Origin of the sequence: Tatumella citrea (assembly GCF_002163585.1) — a bacterium.
Taxonomy (GTDB): domain Bacteria; phylum Pseudomonadota; class Gammaproteobacteria; order Enterobacterales; family Enterobacteriaceae; genus Tatumella; species Tatumella citrea.
In genome coordinates this window covers 3,560,451-3,578,313 of the sequence record NZ_CP015579.1, presented here as the reverse complement: position 1 = coordinate 3,578,313, position 17,863 = coordinate 3,560,451, and the positions used below count along the sequence as shown (strand labels likewise).

16 protein-coding genes are annotated in these 17,863 nt (G+C 51.2%); 14 read left to right on the top strand and 2 right to left on the bottom strand.

Annotated features, from left to right (window positions below):
- The first annotated feature begins 163 nt into the window (after positions 1-163).
- Positions 164-1,540, top strand: coding sequence for an aldehyde dehydrogenase family protein (locus tag A7K98_RS16970; RefSeq protein WP_087489621.1), 1,377 nt, complete (start codon positions 164-166; stop codon positions 1,538-1,540).
- Between the two features lie 21 nt (positions 1,541-1,561).
- Here A7K98_RS16970 and pdxR read toward each other — a convergent pair whose 3' ends face one another.
- A complete protein-coding gene (gene pdxR / locus A7K98_RS16965; RefSeq protein ID WP_087489620.1) occupies positions 1,562-3,091 on the bottom strand; it encodes a MocR-like pyridoxine biosynthesis transcription factor PdxR in 1,530 nt (509 codons plus the stop codon).
- Between the two features lie 111 nt (positions 3,092-3,202).
- Between pdxR and gabT the strand changes: the two genes are divergently transcribed.
- From gabT to argE, 6 genes are all read left to right on the top strand, one after another.
- Complete coding sequence (gabT, locus tag A7K98_RS16960; RefSeq protein ID WP_087489619.1) at positions 3,203-4,459, top strand: 4-aminobutyrate--2-oxoglutarate transaminase; 1,257 nt, start codon at positions 3,203-3,205, stop codon at positions 4,457-4,459.
- 139 nt (positions 4,460-4,598) lie between these two features.
- Positions 4,599-6,002 (top strand): GABA permease, encoded by a 1,404-nt coding sequence (gene gabP / locus A7K98_RS16955; RefSeq protein WP_198361112.1) that lies wholly within the window; start codon positions 4,599-4,601, stop codon positions 6,000-6,002.
- Positions 6,003-6,143: 141 nt separating this feature from the next.
- Complete coding sequence (locus A7K98_RS16950) at positions 6,144-6,905, top strand: dimethylarginine dimethylaminohydrolase family protein (RefSeq protein ID WP_087489618.1); 762 nt, start codon at positions 6,144-6,146, stop codon at positions 6,903-6,905.
- A gap of 404 nt (positions 6,906-7,309) precedes the next feature.
- Positions 7,310-7,741 (top strand): RidA family protein, encoded by a 432-nt coding sequence (locus tag A7K98_RS16945; protein WP_087490562.1) that lies wholly within the window; start codon positions 7,310-7,312, stop codon positions 7,739-7,741.
- A 14-nt stretch (positions 7,742-7,755) separates the two neighbouring features.
- Positions 7,756-8,430: a DUF1028 domain-containing protein gene (locus A7K98_RS16940; RefSeq protein ID WP_087489617.1), complete on the top strand. Its 675-nt coding sequence runs from the start codon at positions 7,756-7,758 to the stop codon at positions 8,428-8,430.
- Complete coding sequence (argE, locus tag A7K98_RS16935) at positions 8,423-9,577, top strand: acetylornithine deacetylase (protein WP_087489616.1); 1,155 nt, start codon at positions 8,423-8,425, stop codon at positions 9,575-9,577. The genes A7K98_RS16940 and argE overlap by 8 nt, the downstream gene beginning before the upstream one ends.
- Before the next feature lie 17 nt (positions 9,578-9,594).
- Here argE and A7K98_RS16930 read toward each other — a convergent pair whose 3' ends face one another.
- A complete protein-coding gene (locus A7K98_RS16930) occupies positions 9,595-10,503 on the bottom strand; it encodes a LysR family transcriptional regulator (RefSeq protein WP_087489615.1) in 909 nt (302 codons plus the stop codon).
- A gap of 351 nt (positions 10,504-10,854) precedes the next feature.
- Here A7K98_RS16930 and A7K98_RS16925 point away from each other — a divergent pair, with 351 nt between their 5' ends.
- The 7 genes from A7K98_RS16925 (at position 10,855) to A7K98_RS16895 (ending at position 17,849) form a co-directional block, all read left to right on the top strand.
- Positions 10,855-12,375, top strand: coding sequence for an amino acid ABC transporter permease/ATP-binding protein (locus tag A7K98_RS16925; protein ID WP_087489614.1), 1,521 nt, complete (start codon positions 10,855-10,857; stop codon positions 12,373-12,375).
- 60 nt (positions 12,376-12,435) lie between these two features.
- Positions 12,436-13,212, top strand: a complete 777-nt coding sequence (locus A7K98_RS16920) for an ABC transporter substrate-binding protein (protein WP_232461648.1) — start codon at positions 12,436-12,438, stop codon at positions 13,210-13,212.
- A gap of 67 nt (positions 13,213-13,279) precedes the next feature.
- Positions 13,280-14,011, top strand: a complete 732-nt coding sequence (locus A7K98_RS16915) for a class II aldolase and adducin N-terminal domain-containing protein (protein ID WP_087489613.1) — start codon at positions 13,280-13,282, stop codon at positions 14,009-14,011.
- Positions 14,012-14,015: 4 nt separating this feature from the next.
- A complete protein-coding gene (locus A7K98_RS16910) occupies positions 14,016-14,999 on the top strand; it encodes a 2-hydroxyacid dehydrogenase (RefSeq protein WP_087489612.1) in 984 nt (327 codons plus the stop codon).
- A gap of 288 nt (positions 15,000-15,287) precedes the next feature.
- The gene (locus tag A7K98_RS16905) at positions 15,288-16,187 is read left to right on the top strand and encodes an ABC transporter substrate-binding protein (RefSeq protein ID WP_232461554.1); all 900 of its coding nucleotides are present in this window, start codon (positions 15,288-15,290) and stop codon (positions 16,185-16,187) included.
- On the top strand, positions 16,184-17,095 hold the full coding sequence (locus A7K98_RS16900) for an amino acid ABC transporter permease (protein ID WP_087489610.1): 912 nt from the start codon (positions 16,184-16,186) through the stop codon (positions 17,093-17,095). The genes A7K98_RS16905 and A7K98_RS16900 overlap by 4 nt, the downstream gene beginning before the upstream one ends.
- Positions 17,088-17,849, top strand: a complete 762-nt coding sequence (locus A7K98_RS16895; RefSeq protein ID WP_087489609.1) for an amino acid ABC transporter ATP-binding protein — start codon at positions 17,088-17,090, stop codon at positions 17,847-17,849. Before A7K98_RS16900 ends, A7K98_RS16895 begins: the two co-directional genes overlap by 8 nt.
- The last annotated feature ends 14 nt before the right edge of the window (positions 17,850-17,863 follow it).

Here is a 17,863-nt window from a genome sequence, read left to right as displayed (position 1 = left end):
CATGCCCGCAGCTAACCGTGAGTGTTAATGGTTTCATCTGTTTAATGTTTGACAGGTTGTTCTTTATTCATCACTAACTTCGTTATAAATATTCATTTTAAAACAGCTACTGGTGGGCGTATGGTAATCAGCATTGCCTGTTAACCCGCAGTAAGGATTATTTATGACTGATTATGCTGTATCTATCAACCCTGCCACCGGTGAAGAACTGGCCCGCTATCCGTTTCAGAACAGTGACGCTATCGAAAGCAGCCTGCAACGTAGTGCCAGCGCATTTTCAGACTGGCGTGTGACTCCGATGGAGACTCGTGTCAAAGTGCTGCGGACGTTGGCTGCACGACTGCGGGAACGTTGTGATGAACTGGCACAGATGATGACACTGGAGATGGGGAAACCTATTGTTCAGGCGCGTGCCGAAGTCAATAAATGTGCCCAGGTTTGCGAATGGTATGCCGATAACGGCCCTGCGGTATTGGCGGCTCAGCCAACTCAGGTCGAAAATCAGCAGGCCTGGCAGGAGTTTCGTCCTCTCGGCGCCATTCTGGCTGTTATGCCGTGGAACTTTCCTTACTGGCAGGTTTTGCGCGGTGCTGCCGGAATGTTGTTGGCCGGAAATACCTATATTCTGAAACATGCGCCGAACGTGATGGGATGTGCGACTCTGTTACAGGAAGTCATGAATTCTGTGGGTTTCCCTGAAGGTACCTTTGAACTACTGAATGTGGATAATGCCGGGGTTTCTCAGCTGATTAAAGATCCACGAGTCGCTGCCGTTGCAGTTACCGGTAGCGTCAGAGCAGGGGCAGCTATTGCCACTCAGGCCGGGGCTGCGCTGAAGAAGACAGTACTGGAACTTGGGGGTTCTGATCCGTTTATCGTACTGGCAGATGCTGATCTGGATGAGGCGGTGAAAGCCGCGGTAGCGGGGCGTTATCAGAATACCGGACAGGTCTGCATGGCGGCAAAACGTTTTATCGTTGAAGCGCCGGTAGCAGCGGAATTTGAATCCCGTTTCAGTGCGGCAGTTCAGGCACTGAAGAGTGGTGATCCCCTCGATGAAGCGACTTATCTGGGACCGATGGCCCGTTACGATCTGCGTGACGAGTTACATCAGCAGGTCCGGGATACGTTGAGTCAGGGCGCCAGACTGGTGTGTGGCGGCGAGAAAATTGCCGGGGTTGGTAACTACTATGCACCGACAATACTGGCTGACGTCAGCGAAGAGATGACCGCATTTCGCGAAGAAATCTTTGGTCCGGTCGCCGCCCTGACAGTTGCCCGCGATGCAGCACATGCGCTGGCACTGGCAAATAATAGCGAATTTGGCCTGAGTGCAACCGTGTGGACAGCGGATGAAGCACTGGCAGACCATTTTGCCGACAGCCTGGAAACCGGAGCAGTCTTTATTAACGGTTATGGCGCCTCTGATCCTCGTGTGACCATTGGCGGGGTGAAGAAAAGTGGCTACGGGCGTGAGCTGAATCATTTTGGCCTGCATGAGTTCTGTAATATTCAGACCGTATGGCGTAACCGTCGCTAACGCACCAGAGTGGTCCTGCCGTCAGGCCGGACCACTCTGCTCTTCGCCCGGAATTGCCGGTCGTTGCCGGCAGAGCCCGGCGTTGATCAGACACTGACGCAGCAGATGGAAAGCAGTAAAAATCTGCTGTTCATTGACGCAGGCGTAACCCAACAATAATCCGCGCTTTTTCTGACGCTGCATATAGTATTGTGACAGCGGCCGGACACTCACTCCTTTACGCAGGGCTTCCCGTGCGATAGCCACATCATCACTTTTATCCGGCAAAGTCATGACCAGGTGTAACCCGGCATCGTGGTTATACCGCGGCATAAAAGCCTCCCCGAGATAGCGCTGAATCAGACTCAGTAAAAATTTTCTCCGCTGATTATACAGTAGCCGCATGCGACGGATATGGGCTGCGTAATGCCCCTGACTGATAAATTCGGAAATGGCCCGCTGGATAATCAGGTGTCCGCCCCGGTAAAGTTCGGCTGCTGCGGTACGAAGCTCGGTCTTTAGATTTTTTGGCACCACCAGATAACCAATACGTAAGGCCGGATAAAGCGTTTTACTGAAGGTACCCATGTAAATCACCGGGGCGTCTTCCTCCAGACCCTGCAATGATGGCCAGGGGCTGCCGGAGAAACGAAATTCACTGTCATAGTCATCTTCAACTATCCAAAAACGATGCCGGCGAGCCATATCCAGTAGCTGTTTACGGCGGCTCAGGCTGAGGTGAACCCCTAACGGATACTGGTGAGATGGAGTCACGAACACCATTTTGGGTGCTGGTCTGCGGGCAGTGATTTCCGGCAACATTCCCTCTTCATCGACCGGTACTGCATGTACATCCAGGCTGTTAATTCTTAATAAATTTCGGGTTCCCCAGTAGCCAGGCTCTTCAATCCATACCGTATCGTTCTGATCGCACAATACCCGCGACACCAAATCGACCGCCTGGTGAATCCCTTCGGTAATGATTATCTGATCTGCTTCAGCCCGAATTGAACGGGCAACTCTCAGGTAATCTGCCAGCGCCTGGCGCAGATAAGCGCAACCACCGTCATTACTGTAGATCAGCTGATTGATATCAGGCTGCTGACTGAGTCTTGCCTGGATTTTGCTCAGTGTTTTATGTGGAAATGCAGTGACATCCGGGGCTCCCGGTACAAAAGCTCCCCACTGGAAAGGAGACGCGGTCGCATGCCCCAGTAGCGCGGCACCCCGGGCAGACAGTATAGGGGGCAATTGCTGCTCAGGAATTTCTGCTGTCTGCTGGCTGGCACTGTTAAGACAAAACTCGGGCAATGTTTTGGCGACCCGTGTCCCGCTGCCGGTTCGTGATGTGACATAGCCTTCAGCCAGTAAACTGTCGTAGGCGTTAAGCACGGTATTACGTGAAATTCCCAGCTCTTTCGCCAGATCACGGGTAGCGGGCAGCCGGGTTTCCGGCGGAAAAACGCCGTCAATAATCGCCTGCTGTAACACCCGCAGTAAACGCTGGTGCAGCCTGCCATGCTGTTCGAATTGCAGACGTTCCAGCAGGTGATCGGCATAGAGTGTTCGCAATTGGCACCTTCTTTTTACGCTCAAATGGCTCTGGAAAGTACACCAAATGGCGGGATAAATAAAAGCAGTTTTATAACAAAAGATACAGCAATCTTACGAGGCAGATATAACATGAGTGACTCTAAAAACGCATTAAACCAACGTAAACAAAACGCTCTGCCACGCGGTAATGCGGTGATGTGTGACTGGTTTGTCAGCAGCGCCGAAAATGCCACCCTCCGGGATACAGAAGGTCGTGAGGTGATTGATTTTGCAGGTGGTATTGCGGTACTAAATACCGGCCATCGTCACCCGAAAGTCGTGGCTGCAGTGGCTGAACAGTTGCAGAAATTTACCCACACCGCCTTTCAGATTGTACCTTACGAGAGTTATATCTCTCTGGCCGAGCGTATTAATCAGCGTGTTCCGGTGGAAGGCCCGGCAAAAACCGCATTTTTCTCTACCGGCGCTGAAGCGGTCGAAAACGCTGTGAAAATTGCCCGCGCCTATACCGGCCGTCACGGAGTAATCACTTTTGGTGGCTCCTTCCACGGACGCACCATGATGACCATGGCAATGACCGGCAAAGTGGCTCCTTACAAACAAGACTTTGGCCCGATGGTTCCTTCCGTTTTCCATGCCCGTTTCCCGGTGGAAAACGAGGTCACTGTCGGACAGGCACTTAGCAGCCTGGAAGACATTTTCCACTACGACATTGCGCCACACAACGTTGCTGCGATTGTGCTGGAGCCGGTGCAGGGTGAAGGTGGATTCCGTGTGGCACCTGACGAGTTTATGGCTGGGCTGCGTAAACTGGCTGACCAGCACGGTATTCTGTTAATTGCTGATGAAGTTCAGACCGGGTTTGCCCGTACCGGAACCTTGTTTGCGATGGAAAACTTCAGCGTGAAGCCAGATATCATCACTATGGCGAAAAGCCTGGCTGGCGGTTTCCCACTGTCTGCTGTTTCCGGACGCGCAGAAGTTATGGATGCTCCGAATCCCGGCGGCCTGGGCGGTACCTATGCCGGTAACCCGCTGTCGATTGCGGCGGCGCACGCAGTACTGGATGTGATTGACGAAGAACAGCTTTGCCAGCGTTCACAGCAACTGGGCAGTGAGCTGGTTAGCTGCCTGCGGGAACTGCAGCCACGCTGTCCGGCCATCAAAGAGGTTCGCGGACTGGGTTCAATGGTTGCAGCCGAGTTTCATGACACCCAGGTAGCCCGCCAGGTACAGGCTGCTGCAATGGAACAAGGACTGCTGTTGCTGACCTGTGGTCAGAAAGGCAATGTCATTCGCTTCCTTTATCCGCTGACCATTCCTACCGATCAATTCCGACAGGCACTGGGTATTCTGACCAATGCATTACAGCAATATGCTGTCTGATTTTTAACTATTCGCAGTACAGGGTGTTCTCCCGGGGACCGTTCCTCCCCGGGAAATTTATTACCTCTATTCCCGACCAACCACGGCGTATCCAGTGTTACGGGGTATTCCGTCTAAAAATATTATGATGAGGGAAATCATGAGCATTACTTCTCCAAACACAGACACACTTTCTCCGGGACTTAAATCCCGGCATATCCGTATGCTTTCAATTGCCGGCGTCATTGGCGCAGGCTTATTTGTGGGTTCGGGCCATGCGATTGCAGAGGCCGGACCGGCAGTGTTGATTGCCTATCTGATTGCCGGCGGTCTGGTAGTATTAATTATGCGTATGCTGGCCGAAATGGCCGTCAGCTCACCGGATTCCGGGTCATTCTCGACCTACGCACATCGGGCGTTAGGCCGCTGGGCCGGGTTTACCATTGGCTGGCTGTACTGGTGGTTTTGGGTACTGGTGATTCCGCTGGAAGCCAATGCTGCAGCGACCATTCTTAATAGCTGGTTTCCGCAAGTCGCTATCTGGCAGTTTACCCTGGCCATCACACTGATCCTGACAGTCAGTAACCTGTTCAGTGTGAAACACTATGGCGAATTTGAATTCTGGCTGGCGCTGGTTAAAGTGGCCGCCATCGTGGTTTTCCTGGTGCTGGGATGTGTCGCTATCTTTGGTCTGATGCCGGGCAGCCAGGTCAGTGGTATGAGCCATCTGTATGACAGCGGTGGATTTATGCCACATGGCTTTGGAGCAGTACTGGCAGCGATACTGACCACGATGTTCTCTTTTATGGGGACCGAGATTGTCACTATTGCGGCAGCAGAATCTAAAAATCCAGGCAGCGAAATCTCTAAAGCGACCAATTCGGTAATCTGGCGTATCTCTTTATTCTATTTGCTGTCGATTCTGTTTATTGTTTCGCTGGTACCCTGGAACACCCCTTCACTCGCCAGCAAAGGGTCTTACCAGACGGTGCTGGAGATGATGAACATCCCGCATGCCAAACTGATTGTTGATATTGTGGTGCTGACGGCGGTGTGCAGCTGTCTGAACTCTGCTCTTTATACTTCGTCGCGGATGCTCTATTCGCTGGCAACCCGTCAGGACGCTCCGGCGGCGGCGGCAAAAACCAGCGCTGCAGGTACCCCGTGGGTGGCGGTTCTGTTCTCTACTGCTGCTGCTTTCCTGGCCGTGTTTGCCAACTATGTTGCCCCTGCGGAAGTATTTAACTTCCTGCTGGCCAGCTCCGGGGCCATTGCTCTGCTGGTGTATCTGGTGATTGCCTGTTCTCAGTTGGTGATGCGCAAGCGGATGGAATCTCAGGGGGAACTTCCGTCATATAAAATGTGGCTGTTTCCTGGTCTGACCTGGTGTGTCATTGTCGTGATTGTCGGGATACTGTGTTCTATGTTGTTTATGCCTGCTCACCGTATCGAGATTATAGCGACCGGAATACTGGCCGTGCTGGTGGTGCTGGCCGGTATGGTGTTGAGTTCTCGTCAGCGTAACAGCCAGCGATTGCCCGACGGACAACGCAGCGGCATATAGGTCTGACGAACAGATAAAATAGTGAACTGTCATACCGCAGACCTAAAAGCTGCGGTATTTTTATGTCGCTTCAGACCTATCGTTAAGATGATTCGCGGATTTTTTTATCGTTAACCTTAGTTTTCTGTAAAAGGATAAAGAATGCATTTTACTCAGGTAATCACCCGTCTCCCTGCTCTGAACTGTGCCCGTGGCGAAACCACGGCGACAGAAGGGCTTCCCGACAGCGCCAGAACACGTCAGCAATTCTTTCGTTATATCGAGGTTCTGCTGGAGCAGGGACTGCGCGTGACATTATTACCTGCTGAACCAGATTACCCTGATGCGCATTTTGTAGAAGACCCTGCGGTGATTATTCCGGAACTGGCGATAATGACTCATCCCGGGGCTATCAGTCGGCAGGGAGAAGAAGAGTTGCTGGCTGCCGAACTGGAGAAATACCGACCTTTGTACCGCATGAGCCACGACGGGCATCTGGATGGCGGGGATGTTTTGTTAGTGGGCAAACAATTCTTTATCGGCCTGACACAAAGGACCAACCAGATAGCTATTGATGAGTTTACCTCGGTGGTTACGCCACTGGGCTATCAGGTGAAGGCGGTAAAAACCGGCAGCGGATTGCATCTGAAAAGTGTGGTCAACTATATAGGTAACAATACTCTGTTGCTCACCGCAGCCTATGCAGAACTGCCTGCTTTTGCTGATTTTCAGCGTATCGTCATCCCCGATGAGGAAGCCTATGCAGGTAATACGCTACTGATTAACGGTACCCTTATCACTCCCGCCGGATATCCTGTCACACTAAAAAAACTGAGTGAACTTGGACTGCCGGTTGTCACCATTGATACCAGCGAATTTAAAAAAATGGATGGCAGTTTGTCCTGTTTGTCACTACGTTTCTGAACAGAAGGCGGGTCCGGGACTCGCCTGTTTTCTGCAGAAAACCCTCCCTGTATTACATCCTCGCGGCTCTGCCTCCTTATCCTGTCCCCCTGTCTGCGGTGATATTTTGTCTTGTCAGCAGAATGCAGGAACTGTAAAAAAATCTGATAAGTATTTAACTGGGCAGTCGCTATAAAAAAAATAATTTCTCTGTTGTTCCGCTCTGGCGATGATGGTAGTCAGGAAACTACTGGGAATGGCATCAGCGAATCGTCCGACAGGCAACGAAAACCCGATGACACCCGGTATCAAGCCAGATCAATTTTCTGCCGCTCCCCGTGGACTGCCGGTATGGCTCCGAAGGGATGAGCGATTATTCCGGTCATGACCGGAAACTGACTGATGACTCAAAGAGAGAGAACATGATGAGTAAGCCAACCCATACCCGTATTCGTATGTTTAATACCAAAGAAACTTACCCAAACCAGTCACTGAATAATGATCTTTGCCAGGCAGTGCGGGCCGGAAACACGGTCTATGTGCGTGGACAGGTTGGTACTGATTTTGACGGTAATCTGGTCGGGTTAGGCGATGCCCGCGCTCAGGCTGAGCAGGCGATGAAAAACGTGAAACAACTGCTGGAAGAAGCTGGCAGTGATTTATCACATATTGTGAAAACCACGACTTATCTTATCGACCCGCGTTACCGTGAACCAGTCTACCAGGAAGTCGGGAAATGGCTGAAAGGCGTGTTCCCGATCTCTACCGGACTGGTTGTTTCTGCACTGGGTCAGCCACAATGGCTGATGGAAATTGATGTTATTGCGGTGATCCCTGACGACCAGATGCCTGAATAAACTGAGGAGCGACTATGACATTCTCTATTGCTGCACGTTGCGCCGAGACCGGCCAGTTAGGCATTGCCATTAGTTCGTCGAGCATTGCGGTCGGCGCGCGCTGTCCGTGGCTTCAGGCGGGAGTCGGAGCGGTTTCCAGCCAGAACATTACTCTGCCGGCACTCGGGCCACAGATTCTTGACCAGCTCGAAAAAGGGAAACAGCCACAACAGGCGATAGATGACGTTCTCTCCAGTCAGGGCTACAGCCAGTACCGTCAGGTGACGGCAATTAACGCTGACGGTACAACTGCATTCTTCAGCGGCAGTAAAGCCCTCGGAACTTACCATGCGGTGGCTGGTAAAGATTGTGTGGTCGCCGGTAACATGCTGGCCGGAAAAGAAGTTATCGAAGCCATGGTAGAGGCCTTTGAGCAGAGCAGTGGCCAGTTGCCTGAACGACTGATTATTGCCATGCAGGCTGGTGTAGCCGCGGGAGGCGAAGCGGGCCCGGTGCATTCCGCAGCAGTAAAAGTCGTCGGCGACCTGGTATGGCCGATTGTTGATTTGCGTGTCGACTGGGCGGAAGAGGACCCGATTGGCGAACTGGCCAGTTTGTGGCAAAGCTACCAGCCACAGATGGATGACTATATCACCCGTGCTATCGATCCTACCCGTGCACCGAGTTATGGAGTCCCCGGAGATGAGTGATGCCACCCGTGACTGGCTGGCGCGCTTGTTATCCTTTGATACTACCAGCCGTGAATCAAATCTGCGTTTAATTGAGGCTATTGCCGGTTATCTGACTGAGCTGGGAATTGAACATCAGCTGATTTATAACGATGACCGTAGTAAAGCCAATCTGCATGCGAGACTGGGTCCGGCTGAAGATGGCGGGGTCATGCTTTCCGGGCATACCGATGTAGTGCCGGTTGACGGACAAAACTGGACCACAGAACCTTTTGCCCTCACGGAGCGTGATGGCCGCTATTACGGCCGTGGCAGTGCGGATATGAAAGGTTTTATTGCCTGCGTGCTGGCTGCGTTACCGGGCTTTCTGGCCCGGCCGTTACGCTTACCACTGCACCTGGCTTTTTCCTATGACGAGGAAGTGGGCTGCCTTGGTGTCCGGAGTCTGATTGAGATGCTTAACAGCAGCCCGCAGAAACCAGGTTTATGCATTGTCGGCGAACCTACCGAAATGCAGCCGGTGTTTGGTCATAAAGGAAAAATTGCCATGCGCTGTCATGTGCAGGGCCATGCCTGTCATTCTGCGTATGCTCCTGAGGGCGTCAATGCTATTGAATATGCCTCGAAAATCATTCACCGGATGGGCGAGGTTGCAGAGCAACTGACTCTGGAGCAGGATACGCGTTTTTCTCCGGCGTTTAGTACGCTTCAGACTGGGGTGATTCGTGGTGGTAATGCGTTAAATATCGTTCCGCGTGAGTGCCAGTTTGATTTTGAACTGCGTCATCTGCCTGACCAGCCAGCTGAGCAAACTATCCGTAGCATTACGGATTTTGCCCAGCAGCAACTGTTGCCGAAGATGCGAGCGGTATCAGACCAGTGTGATATCACCTTTACTCCGCTCAGTCAGTATCCCGGATTATGCACCGATCCTCAGTCGGATATAGCCCGCTGGGTCAGTGAATGGTGCGGGCACAGTACATTAACTACCGTTCCTTACGGAACCGAAGGCGGATTGTTTGATGAAGCGGGGATCGCCACGATGGTGTGCGGACCCGGATGTATGGACCAGGGGCACAAAGCTGACGAGTTCGTGGCCATAGAACAACTGGCACAATGCAGCGCGATGCTGGATAAATTGTGCCAGTGGATGCGTAGTGACAGTTAAACCACGCTAACGCTGGCTCAGGACTCCTGAGCCAGCATCTCTTTGCAGAAATCAACAAACAGCCGTGCAGGCTTAGTCAACTGAGTTCGGGTCAGCCAGGCGGCGGATAACCCGGAGCCTTCCACATCTTCGCGAATCTGTAGCGTGACCAATGGCTTGCCATCGTAGCTAAAGGTACTGTGCGGTTTGGTCACCAGCAAAGCAAAACCAAATCCCTGACCGACCATTCCCCGTACCATTTCAATCGACGGTGAGCTGAACACAATATTGGGAGTGAGGTCCGCCTGAGTGAACAGATCGACAAAATAGTTACGGCTCGGTTGTACATCCAGCAGAATCATTGGTTCTGAGACCAGATCTTTTAGCGAGACTGACTGTTGTTGTGAGAAACGGTGATCCGCCGGTAACAACACATAAGGCCTGGAAGGGGGCATCAGTGGTTCGGTGGTAATACTTTTATCCAGCTCATGCTTATACAGCAGTGCCAGATCGAAGCTGCCAGCGGTTAATCCCTGAACCAGTTCATGCTGTTCACCGTCACGCAAAATAAATTCGACACCCGGATAACGCTCTTTAAATCCGGCAATCAGCTTTGGCAGGATTAACGGCGCCACCGTTTCAAAGCAGCCAATATCAATTTGCCCGGCCACCACATCATTATCGGCCAGTGCATTCTGCTCAAACTCGTGGGCCATGCGCAGCAGTTTCTGCGCTTTACGGTAAAAACGTGCCCCGGAAGGTGTCAGAGAAACTCCCTGAGCATGGTGACGGATAAACAGCTGTACACCAAAGCTGTCCTCCAGCCCTTTTATTGCCGTCGATATCGATGGCTGGGCGATATAAAGCTTTCGCGACGCTTCCGCCACACTGCCGCACTCAACTGTGGTAATGAAATACTTAAGTTGTCGCAGAGTATAGTTTGCCATACGTCCTCTTTTATCATCGCAATTTCCTATGATAAAGCAATTAACATGCCACCAAATCATTACATATTGTGTGGTTATTGTTTTCCTAAGGATAACTGAAAAATAACACTGGCAGTTGCAGGGCTATTATGGTTAAAAAATACTCAGTTAGTTTTTTTAGTGTCATGCTCAATATATTTAATAATTTTCATATATCCCAAAAGCCATGAGGATGAATATCAAGGAGACCGTCTCCATTCATCAGTGTCAGCCACGGTAAATCCTGTCCGGCATTCTGCCCTTGTAGTCACGTATGTAGTCAAAATGTATACGGACTGATACTGGCGTCAAAGAAGATTAAAAGGTGTATATATGACGTTTGACTGGAACTATTTATTCAGCCTGTTCAAAGACAAAGATTTTTGGTGGGCCACATGGACCGTTATCAGACTTAGTCTGATGACCTGGGTGATCAGTATGGTGCTGGGCTTTGCGCTGGCATTGGCAAAACAGTCCTCTAAACCGGTTCTGCGCTTTCTGGCCAACCTGTATATCTGGTTTTTCCGCAGCCTACCGCTGTTGGTATTGCTGATATTTGTCTACAACATGCCACAGGCGGTTCCTTCAACCTCAGTGGTGCTGAGTAATCCGTTCTATGCCGGGCTTATTGCTCTGGTGCTGAGTGAAACCGCCTACATGGCAGAAATTCACCGTAGCGGCCTGTTATCGATTAACAAAGGCCAGTATGAAGCGGGCAGGGCGTTGGGGCTGGCTTACGGTGGAATTCAGTGGAAAATCATTATTCCACAGGCTGTCAGAGTCGCTCTGCCAGGTCTGGCGAATGAATATATTTCGATTGTAAAACTGACATCGCTGGTGTCGGTGGTTTCTCTGACCGAAATCCTGCTGGTTGGACAGCGTCTTTATTCAGAAAACTTCCTGGTCATGGAAACCATGACGGCGGTGGCGTTCTACTACATCCTGGTAGTGACTGTGTTCGATTTCCTGCTGAAACAGCTGGAAAAATACCTGGATGTCACGCGTAAAAAAGGACAGACCGTTCCACGGGAATGGCTGGACCTGGCGGAAAAACCAGTTTCAGTTATGGCGCCGCCGGTGAGTACCCAGGGAGTTCCTGCTCTGGATGCGCGTCGCCTGCACAAAGCCTATAACAATGTGGAAGTGTTGGGAGCTGTCGATCTGCAGGTCAAACCAGGCGAAGTTGTATCGGTGATTGGACCTTCCGGTTCCGGTAAAACTACTCTGATTCGTCTGCTGAATGGTCTGGAGCAGATTGATCACGGTGAAATTGAAATGAACGGCCAGCCGTTTATTCAACTGAAACAGCAGGGTGCAAGTCCGCCGGTGTTCAGTGAGAATAATGCGCTACGCCTGAATATTGGTATGGTGTTCCAGAGCTTCAACCTGTTCCCGCACCGTACAGTGATGGAAAACCTGTTGCTTGCACCAAAATATCACAAAGCAGGCGACACTTCGTCGCTGGTGCACCAGGCTTGTGCACTGTTGCACAAAGTTGGGATGCTGGAACATGCCTGTAAATACCCGCATCAGTTATCCGGCGGTCAACAGCAGCGTGTGGCAATTGCCAGAGCGTTGATGATGCGCCCACAAATTATGTTGTTTGATGAACCCACTTCCGCGCTGGATCCTGAAAAAGTGAATGAAGTGCTGGGTGTTATCGAAAGTCTGGCACAGGAGGGCATTACCATGGTGATTGTGACCCATGAAATGAACTTTGCATTTGGTGTTTCAGACCGGATTGTATTTATGGAGAAAGGTCGGGTGGTCGTTGATGAGGCACCGGCTTTACTACGAAGTGGCAGCAATGCAAGGGTCACCGATTTTCTTAAAGACGTCACACTGGCGGGTTAATCAGAGGTTGATATGCGTAATAAAATGACAGCAGTTAAACTGGCAGTACTTTCTCTGGGTATGGTTGCGGCAGGAGCACATGCTGACTTCCTGCAGGCGGGAAAAATTGTAGCCGGTTCAGATGTGACATTTGCTCCTTATGAATATATGAAGAATGATAAGCCGGCAGGCTTTGACATTGAGATGCTGACCGGAGTGGCGAAAGCGATGGGTCGTCAACTGGTCACTCTGGATACCCGTTTCCCGAACCTGATCCCGGGGCTGAAAGGTAAAAAGTTTGATGTGACCAACTCAGCCATGTACATCACTCCGGAACGTCTGAAGGTGGTGGATATGATCCCTTACCTGAAAACCGGACAGAGCATTGTGGTATTGGCGGGTAGCCAGTTTAAGCCAAAATCTGCGGAAGACTTATGTGGTCACAAAGTTTCTGTAATGGCCGGGACATCTTTCCTGCAGAATCTGCATAAATTCTCGACCGATTATTGCGTTAAAAATAACCTGAAACCGATGGCTATCAGTGAATTCTCTACTGACCCACAGGCAACTCAGGCGCTGCTGTCACACGCGGCTGACGCACAGATTACCGATGTGGCTGTCGCACTGTCTGCGGTCGATAAGCTGAAAGGTCGTCTGATTATCAGCTCTGACAAACTGTTATATCCACAGCTGTTGGGCATGGGTGTCCGTAAAGATGATCCGCAGGTGAAACAGGCGATCACTGAGGGATTACAGAAGTTCACTCAGACAGCGGAATACCGTCAGTTACTGGCAAAATATAAATTTTCTGCCCCTACCGCGGAAGATATCAAAACGCTGATGCCGACAGCTGAATAAGCTGTTTTGCTATCATCCCTGCCGGCAGCCGTGAGCTGCCGGCATCCCTGGACACGCGGAGAATGAGATGTCGTTAAGCCACGAACAACAGTTACGTATTGATTTGGCAGCAGTATTTCGCATCTGTGCACAGCTGAATATGCATGAAGCTGTTGCTAACCATTTCAGTGCGGCAGTTTCAGAAGACGGTAAAAAATTTCTGATCAACCCGAAATGGGTACATTTCTCACGGATTAAACCGGGGGATCTGCTGCTGCTGGATGCAGATAATCCTGAAGATGGTAAACGCAGTGATGTTGACCCGACAGCCTGGGCCATTCACGGACAGATTCATCAGCGACTCCCGCATGTGAAAGTCGTTCTGCATCTGCATCCGGTCTACACCACCGCCATTTCCTGTCTGGAAGAACCGGTGATCCCGCCAATCGACCAGAATACCGCCAGATATTTCCGCCGGGTCGCGGTTGATACCATGTATGGTGGTATGGCGGATACGGAAGCGGAAGGTGAACGCCTGACCAGCCTGTTGCAGGGCCACAGTCGTTTGCTGATGGGTAACCACGGAGTAATGGTAACGGCGGCGAATGTCGGCGAAGCGTTTGATGATATTTATACTCTGGAACGCGCCTGTCAGATCCTGATTACTGCACTGTCTACCGGTAAGCCGTTACGGGTACTGGCAGATGATGTTGCTGAAAAAACCGCTCAGGACTGGGAAAAGATTACCGATTTCTCCCGTGAACATTTTGAAGAAATGAAGCGGATGCTGATCAAAAACGATCCATCGTTTCTGGAGTAGTTGAATGACTGCAGCCTCAGAAGGCCGTGCGGCGAACAAGGCAGTATTTTTAGACTATGCGTCGCTGGATTTTGGCGATCTTGATCCGGCGTGTTTGTACAACGTACTACCTGAACTGGAACTGTATCCACATACCGCACCCGCGGAAATCGTTGAGCGGTTACAGGATGCAGAAATTGCCATTGTCAGCGATCTGCTGTTACCGGCGGAAATTTTTAGCCAGTTACCGCAGTTAAAGCTGGTGCTGTTGTCGGCGACCGGAACCAATGCAGTGGATTTACAGGCTGCCCGCCAACATGGGGTGACAGTGTGCAACTGCCAGGGGTACGGCACCCATTCGGTTGCTCAGCACACCCTGGCTCTGATCCTGTCACTGACCAATCATGTTGCCCGTTATGATGCACTGGTCAGACAGGGTGACTGGGCCGCATCGGACCGGTTTTGTCTGACAAATTACCCGCTGACAGAACTCAACGGTAAATTGTTGGGGATTGTGGGGCAGGGTGAACTGGGCAGTAAAGTGGCACAGCTGGCAGAAGCATTTGGTATGCAGGTCAGGTTTGCGCAGTTACCGGGGCGCGACAGCAGTCCGGATAAACTGCCACTGGATGAGCTGCTGGCGACAGCAGACGTGGTGGCATTACATTGTCCACTGACTCCGGAAACCAGCGGGCTGATTAATTCTTACCGGCTGAGTTTAATGAAGCCATCGGCCTTGCTGATCAACAGCGCCCGCGGAGCATTGATTGATGAACAGGCGCTGGCGGAGGCTTTACGTCGCGGTGAAATCGGCGGGGCTGCGGTGGATGTGCTGAGCCAGGAACCGCCGTCACCGGACAATCCATTACTGGCCGGGGGGATTCCAAATTTGTTGATTACTCCACATATCGCCTGGGGCAGTACCGAAGCTCGTCAGGGAGCACTTTTTCAGCTGGCTGAAAATGTCAGTGCCTGGCAGTCAGGTGCTGCGCTGCGGGTAGTCAGTTAGTGCGGTAGTTTTATCTGTAAAACGGGGTTCTGTCATGACAGAGCCCTTTTTTGTGGTTTTTTATCTCCGCCAGTGCTGCTTATTCTTAAATGGAATTAGAATAGCTGTTTTTGGAATTTGCGATTAGTTTGTGATTAAAAGACAATGATCTTGATCACAGCCTTGTGAGTTTTTATCATCCGCACACGGTTTATAACTCGTATTTATAACGCGGGGCCAACAGCCCGGCGTTTTTTCTTTATTCCCGTTCGGGAAATACTTTGCAGACCAACCAGGAGAATGATTCCGGTGAACAGATTTTTAAAAGGAATAGCTGTCGTCGTGTCAGCACTCAGTGCGACCAGTGCTCTGGCAGCCGATCTCTCAGTACCGACTCACAGTTCAATCCAGGTCAAAGAAGATCCTGCACTGAATAAGCTATTACCTGCCGATATTGCCAAACGTGGTTACATTGTGGCGGCAACCAACCCAAACACACCACCGACCACGTTTTTTGAAACTGACAATAAAACTCTGGCAGGGCGCGAAATCGATGTGATGAATGCCGTAGGTCAGCGTCTGGGTGTTCAGGTGCAGTGGCGTAACAGTGGTGGTTTTGACAATATCATTCCTGGTCTGAAAACCGGCCGCTATGATGTGGCGTTATCCAATATTAATGCCACTCAAACCCGTCTGAAACTGATTGATTTTGTCAGCTACTACGATGCCAGCAAACTAGGGGTTATTTCGCTGAAATCTTCTGATATTAAGCCGTTTACCTCATTTGATGCGTTGTGTGGCAATCAGGTCGGCGCCGGTTCAGGCACCACTCAGGTGACCCGTCTGGAAGATGCCAGCAAACAGTGCCAGACCGAAGGTAAAAAACCTATTCAGGTCGCGGTATTCCCGGACCGTCCGGCAGGTGTTCAGGCCGTGGTCAGCGGACGGGTACCGATGTTCCTGGGACCGTATGAAGGTCTGATCTGGCAGGTGAAACAGATTAAGCCTGCCACCGTCAGTGGTGTGTTAACGGTGAATGATGCCCCGGTGTCAGTGGCTTTCCCGAAAGACTCTCCGTTGGAACCTGCGGTTCAGGCGGCACTAAACTCCCTGATTAAAGATGGCTCATACCAGAAAATTCTCGACCACTGGGGTATTGGTTTTGGTGCAGTAAAACAGTCACTTCGTAATGAAGAGATCTTTAAATGAAATCAGTAACTGAACCGGCAGAAGAACTAAAAATTGTCGGTAAACGTTATTATGGTCGTTGGATTAGCGCACTGATCGTCCTGTTATGTGTGGCGGGAATGATCGATTCAATGGTCAATAACCCGAACTTTGCATGGCAGGTGATAGCCGATAACTTTACCGAAGCGTCGATACTGCAGGGGGTATTAATGACCCTGCACCTGACCGTGATCTCGGTAGTGCTTGGTTTCTTTTTCGGTACCTTGTTAGCGTTAATGCGTCTGTCGTCGAATCCGGTGCTTTCCACCGTGAGCTGGGCCTATACCTGGTTCTTCCGTGGTGTACCGATGCTGGTTCAGCTATTCCTGTGGTACAACGTTGCTGCGTTGTACCCGACCCTGTCCGTTTCTTTGCCGGGACTGGGTGAGCTGTGGAGTGTGAAGTCAAATACGCTGATAAGCCCGTTCACGGCGGCAGTGATTGCCCTGGTGATGCATCAGTCGGCCTATGCCGCCGAGATTGTACGTGCCGGTATTCAGAGTGTCAGTAACGGACAGATTGAAGCCGCCCGCGCGTTGGGATACCGCCCGGCACAGATTTTTCGCTACACCATTTTACCGCAGGCGATGCGAGCCATCCTGCCTCCGGCGGGTAATGAAGTGATTGGTCAGCTAAAAACCACGGCGATAGTTTCGGTAATATCCCTACAGGATGTACTTTACTCGGCCCAGATCATCTATCAACGCACTTACGAGGTGATTCCTCTGCTGTTGGTAGCAACGCTCTGGTATCTGCTGATGACGTCAGTGCTTTCTGTGGGGCAGTATTATATTGAACGCTATTTTTCCCGCGGGGTGACACGCCGTGAACCTTCGGGGATCGCTAAACTGCTGAGCCGTGTGGCCCGCAAGGAGGTATCCCGTGGCTGAGGCTATTTACTTACGTAAAGTGACCAAGCGATTTTCCGGTAACACCATTCTTAAACAGGTTGATCTGGATATTCCTGCCGGTTCAGTGACGGTGATTCTGGGGCCTTCGGGGTCCGGAAAATCGACTCTGTTACGTTGCATCAACCATCTTGAAAAACTGGATGGCGGTACGATCCGTGTCGGTGAAGAGCTGGTGGGATATCACCAGAAAGGTCATACCCTGCATGAACGCAGCAACCGTGATATCGCGCGTCAGCGTCGCGATATCGGGATGGTGTTTCAGCAGTTCAACCTGTTCCCTCACCGTACTGTGCTGCAGAACATCATTGATGCACCGATGCGGGTTAAAAAACAGGGGCGTCAGCAGAGTATCGATCAGGCGCTGGAACTGCTGAAACATGTAGGGCTGGATGGCCGTGAAAATGAATGGCCACAAAACCTTTCCGGTGGGCAACAACAGCGAGTGGCGATTGCCAGAGCGCTGGCGATGAACCCCGGAGTGATGTTGTTTGATGAACCGACCTCCGCACTTGATCCTGAGCTGGTGGGTGAAGTATTGCAGGTGATTAAGCAACTGGCACATTCCGGAATCACTATGGTGATTGTGACCCACGAAATCGGCTTTGCTAAAGAAGTGGCTGATAACATCGTGTTTATGGAGTCAGGCAGCATTGTTGCCGCTGGCCCCACGCAGCAGGTACTTGATGATCCGCAAAACGGACGGGTACGTGAATTTATCGCAACGGTGCTTTAGGGCACCGTTTTTTT

Bases quoted from the DNA above. Each gene is read 5' to 3' on its own strand.
- A7K98_RS16915 (WP_087489613.1), top strand. From the start codon at position 13,280: ATGTCGTTAAGCCACGAACAACAGTTACGTATTGATTTGGCAGCAGTA.
- A7K98_RS16925 (WP_087489614.1), top strand. From the start codon at position 10,855: ATGACGTTTGACTGGAACTATTTATTCAGCCTGTTCAAAGACAAAGAT.
- gabT (WP_087489619.1), top strand. From the start codon at position 3,203: ATGAGTGACTCTAAAAACGCATTAAACCAACGTAAACAAAACGCTCTG.
- gabP (WP_198361112.1), top strand. From the start codon at position 4,599: ATGAGCATTACTTCTCCAAACACAGACACACTTTCTCCGGGACTTAAA.
- A7K98_RS16945 (WP_087490562.1), top strand. From the start codon at position 7,310: ATGAGTAAGCCAACCCATACCCGTATTCGTATGTTTAATACCAAAGAA.
- A7K98_RS16950 (WP_087489618.1), top strand. From the start codon at position 6,144: ATGCATTTTACTCAGGTAATCACCCGTCTCCCTGCTCTGAACTGTGCC.
- A7K98_RS16970 (WP_087489621.1), top strand. From the start codon at position 164: ATGACTGATTATGCTGTATCTATCAACCCTGCCACCGGTGAAGAACTG.
- A7K98_RS16910 (WP_087489612.1), top strand. From the start codon at position 14,016: ATGACTGCAGCCTCAGAAGGCCGTGCGGCGAACAAGGCAGTATTTTTA.
- A7K98_RS16930 (WP_087489615.1), bottom strand. From the start codon at position 10,503: ATGGCAAACTATACTCTGCGACAACTTAAGTATTTCATTACCACAGTT.
- argE (WP_087489616.1), top strand. From the start codon at position 8,423: ATGAGTGATGCCACCCGTGACTGGCTGGCGCGCTTGTTATCCTTTGAT.
- A7K98_RS16900 (WP_087489610.1), top strand. From the start codon at position 16,184: ATGAAATCAGTAACTGAACCGGCAGAAGAACTAAAAATTGTCGGTAAA.
- A7K98_RS16940 (WP_087489617.1), top strand. From the start codon at position 7,756: ATGACATTCTCTATTGCTGCACGTTGCGCCGAGACCGGCCAGTTAGGC.
- A7K98_RS16920 (WP_232461648.1), top strand. From the start codon at position 12,436: ATGGTTGCGGCAGGAGCACATGCTGACTTCCTGCAGGCGGGAAAAATT.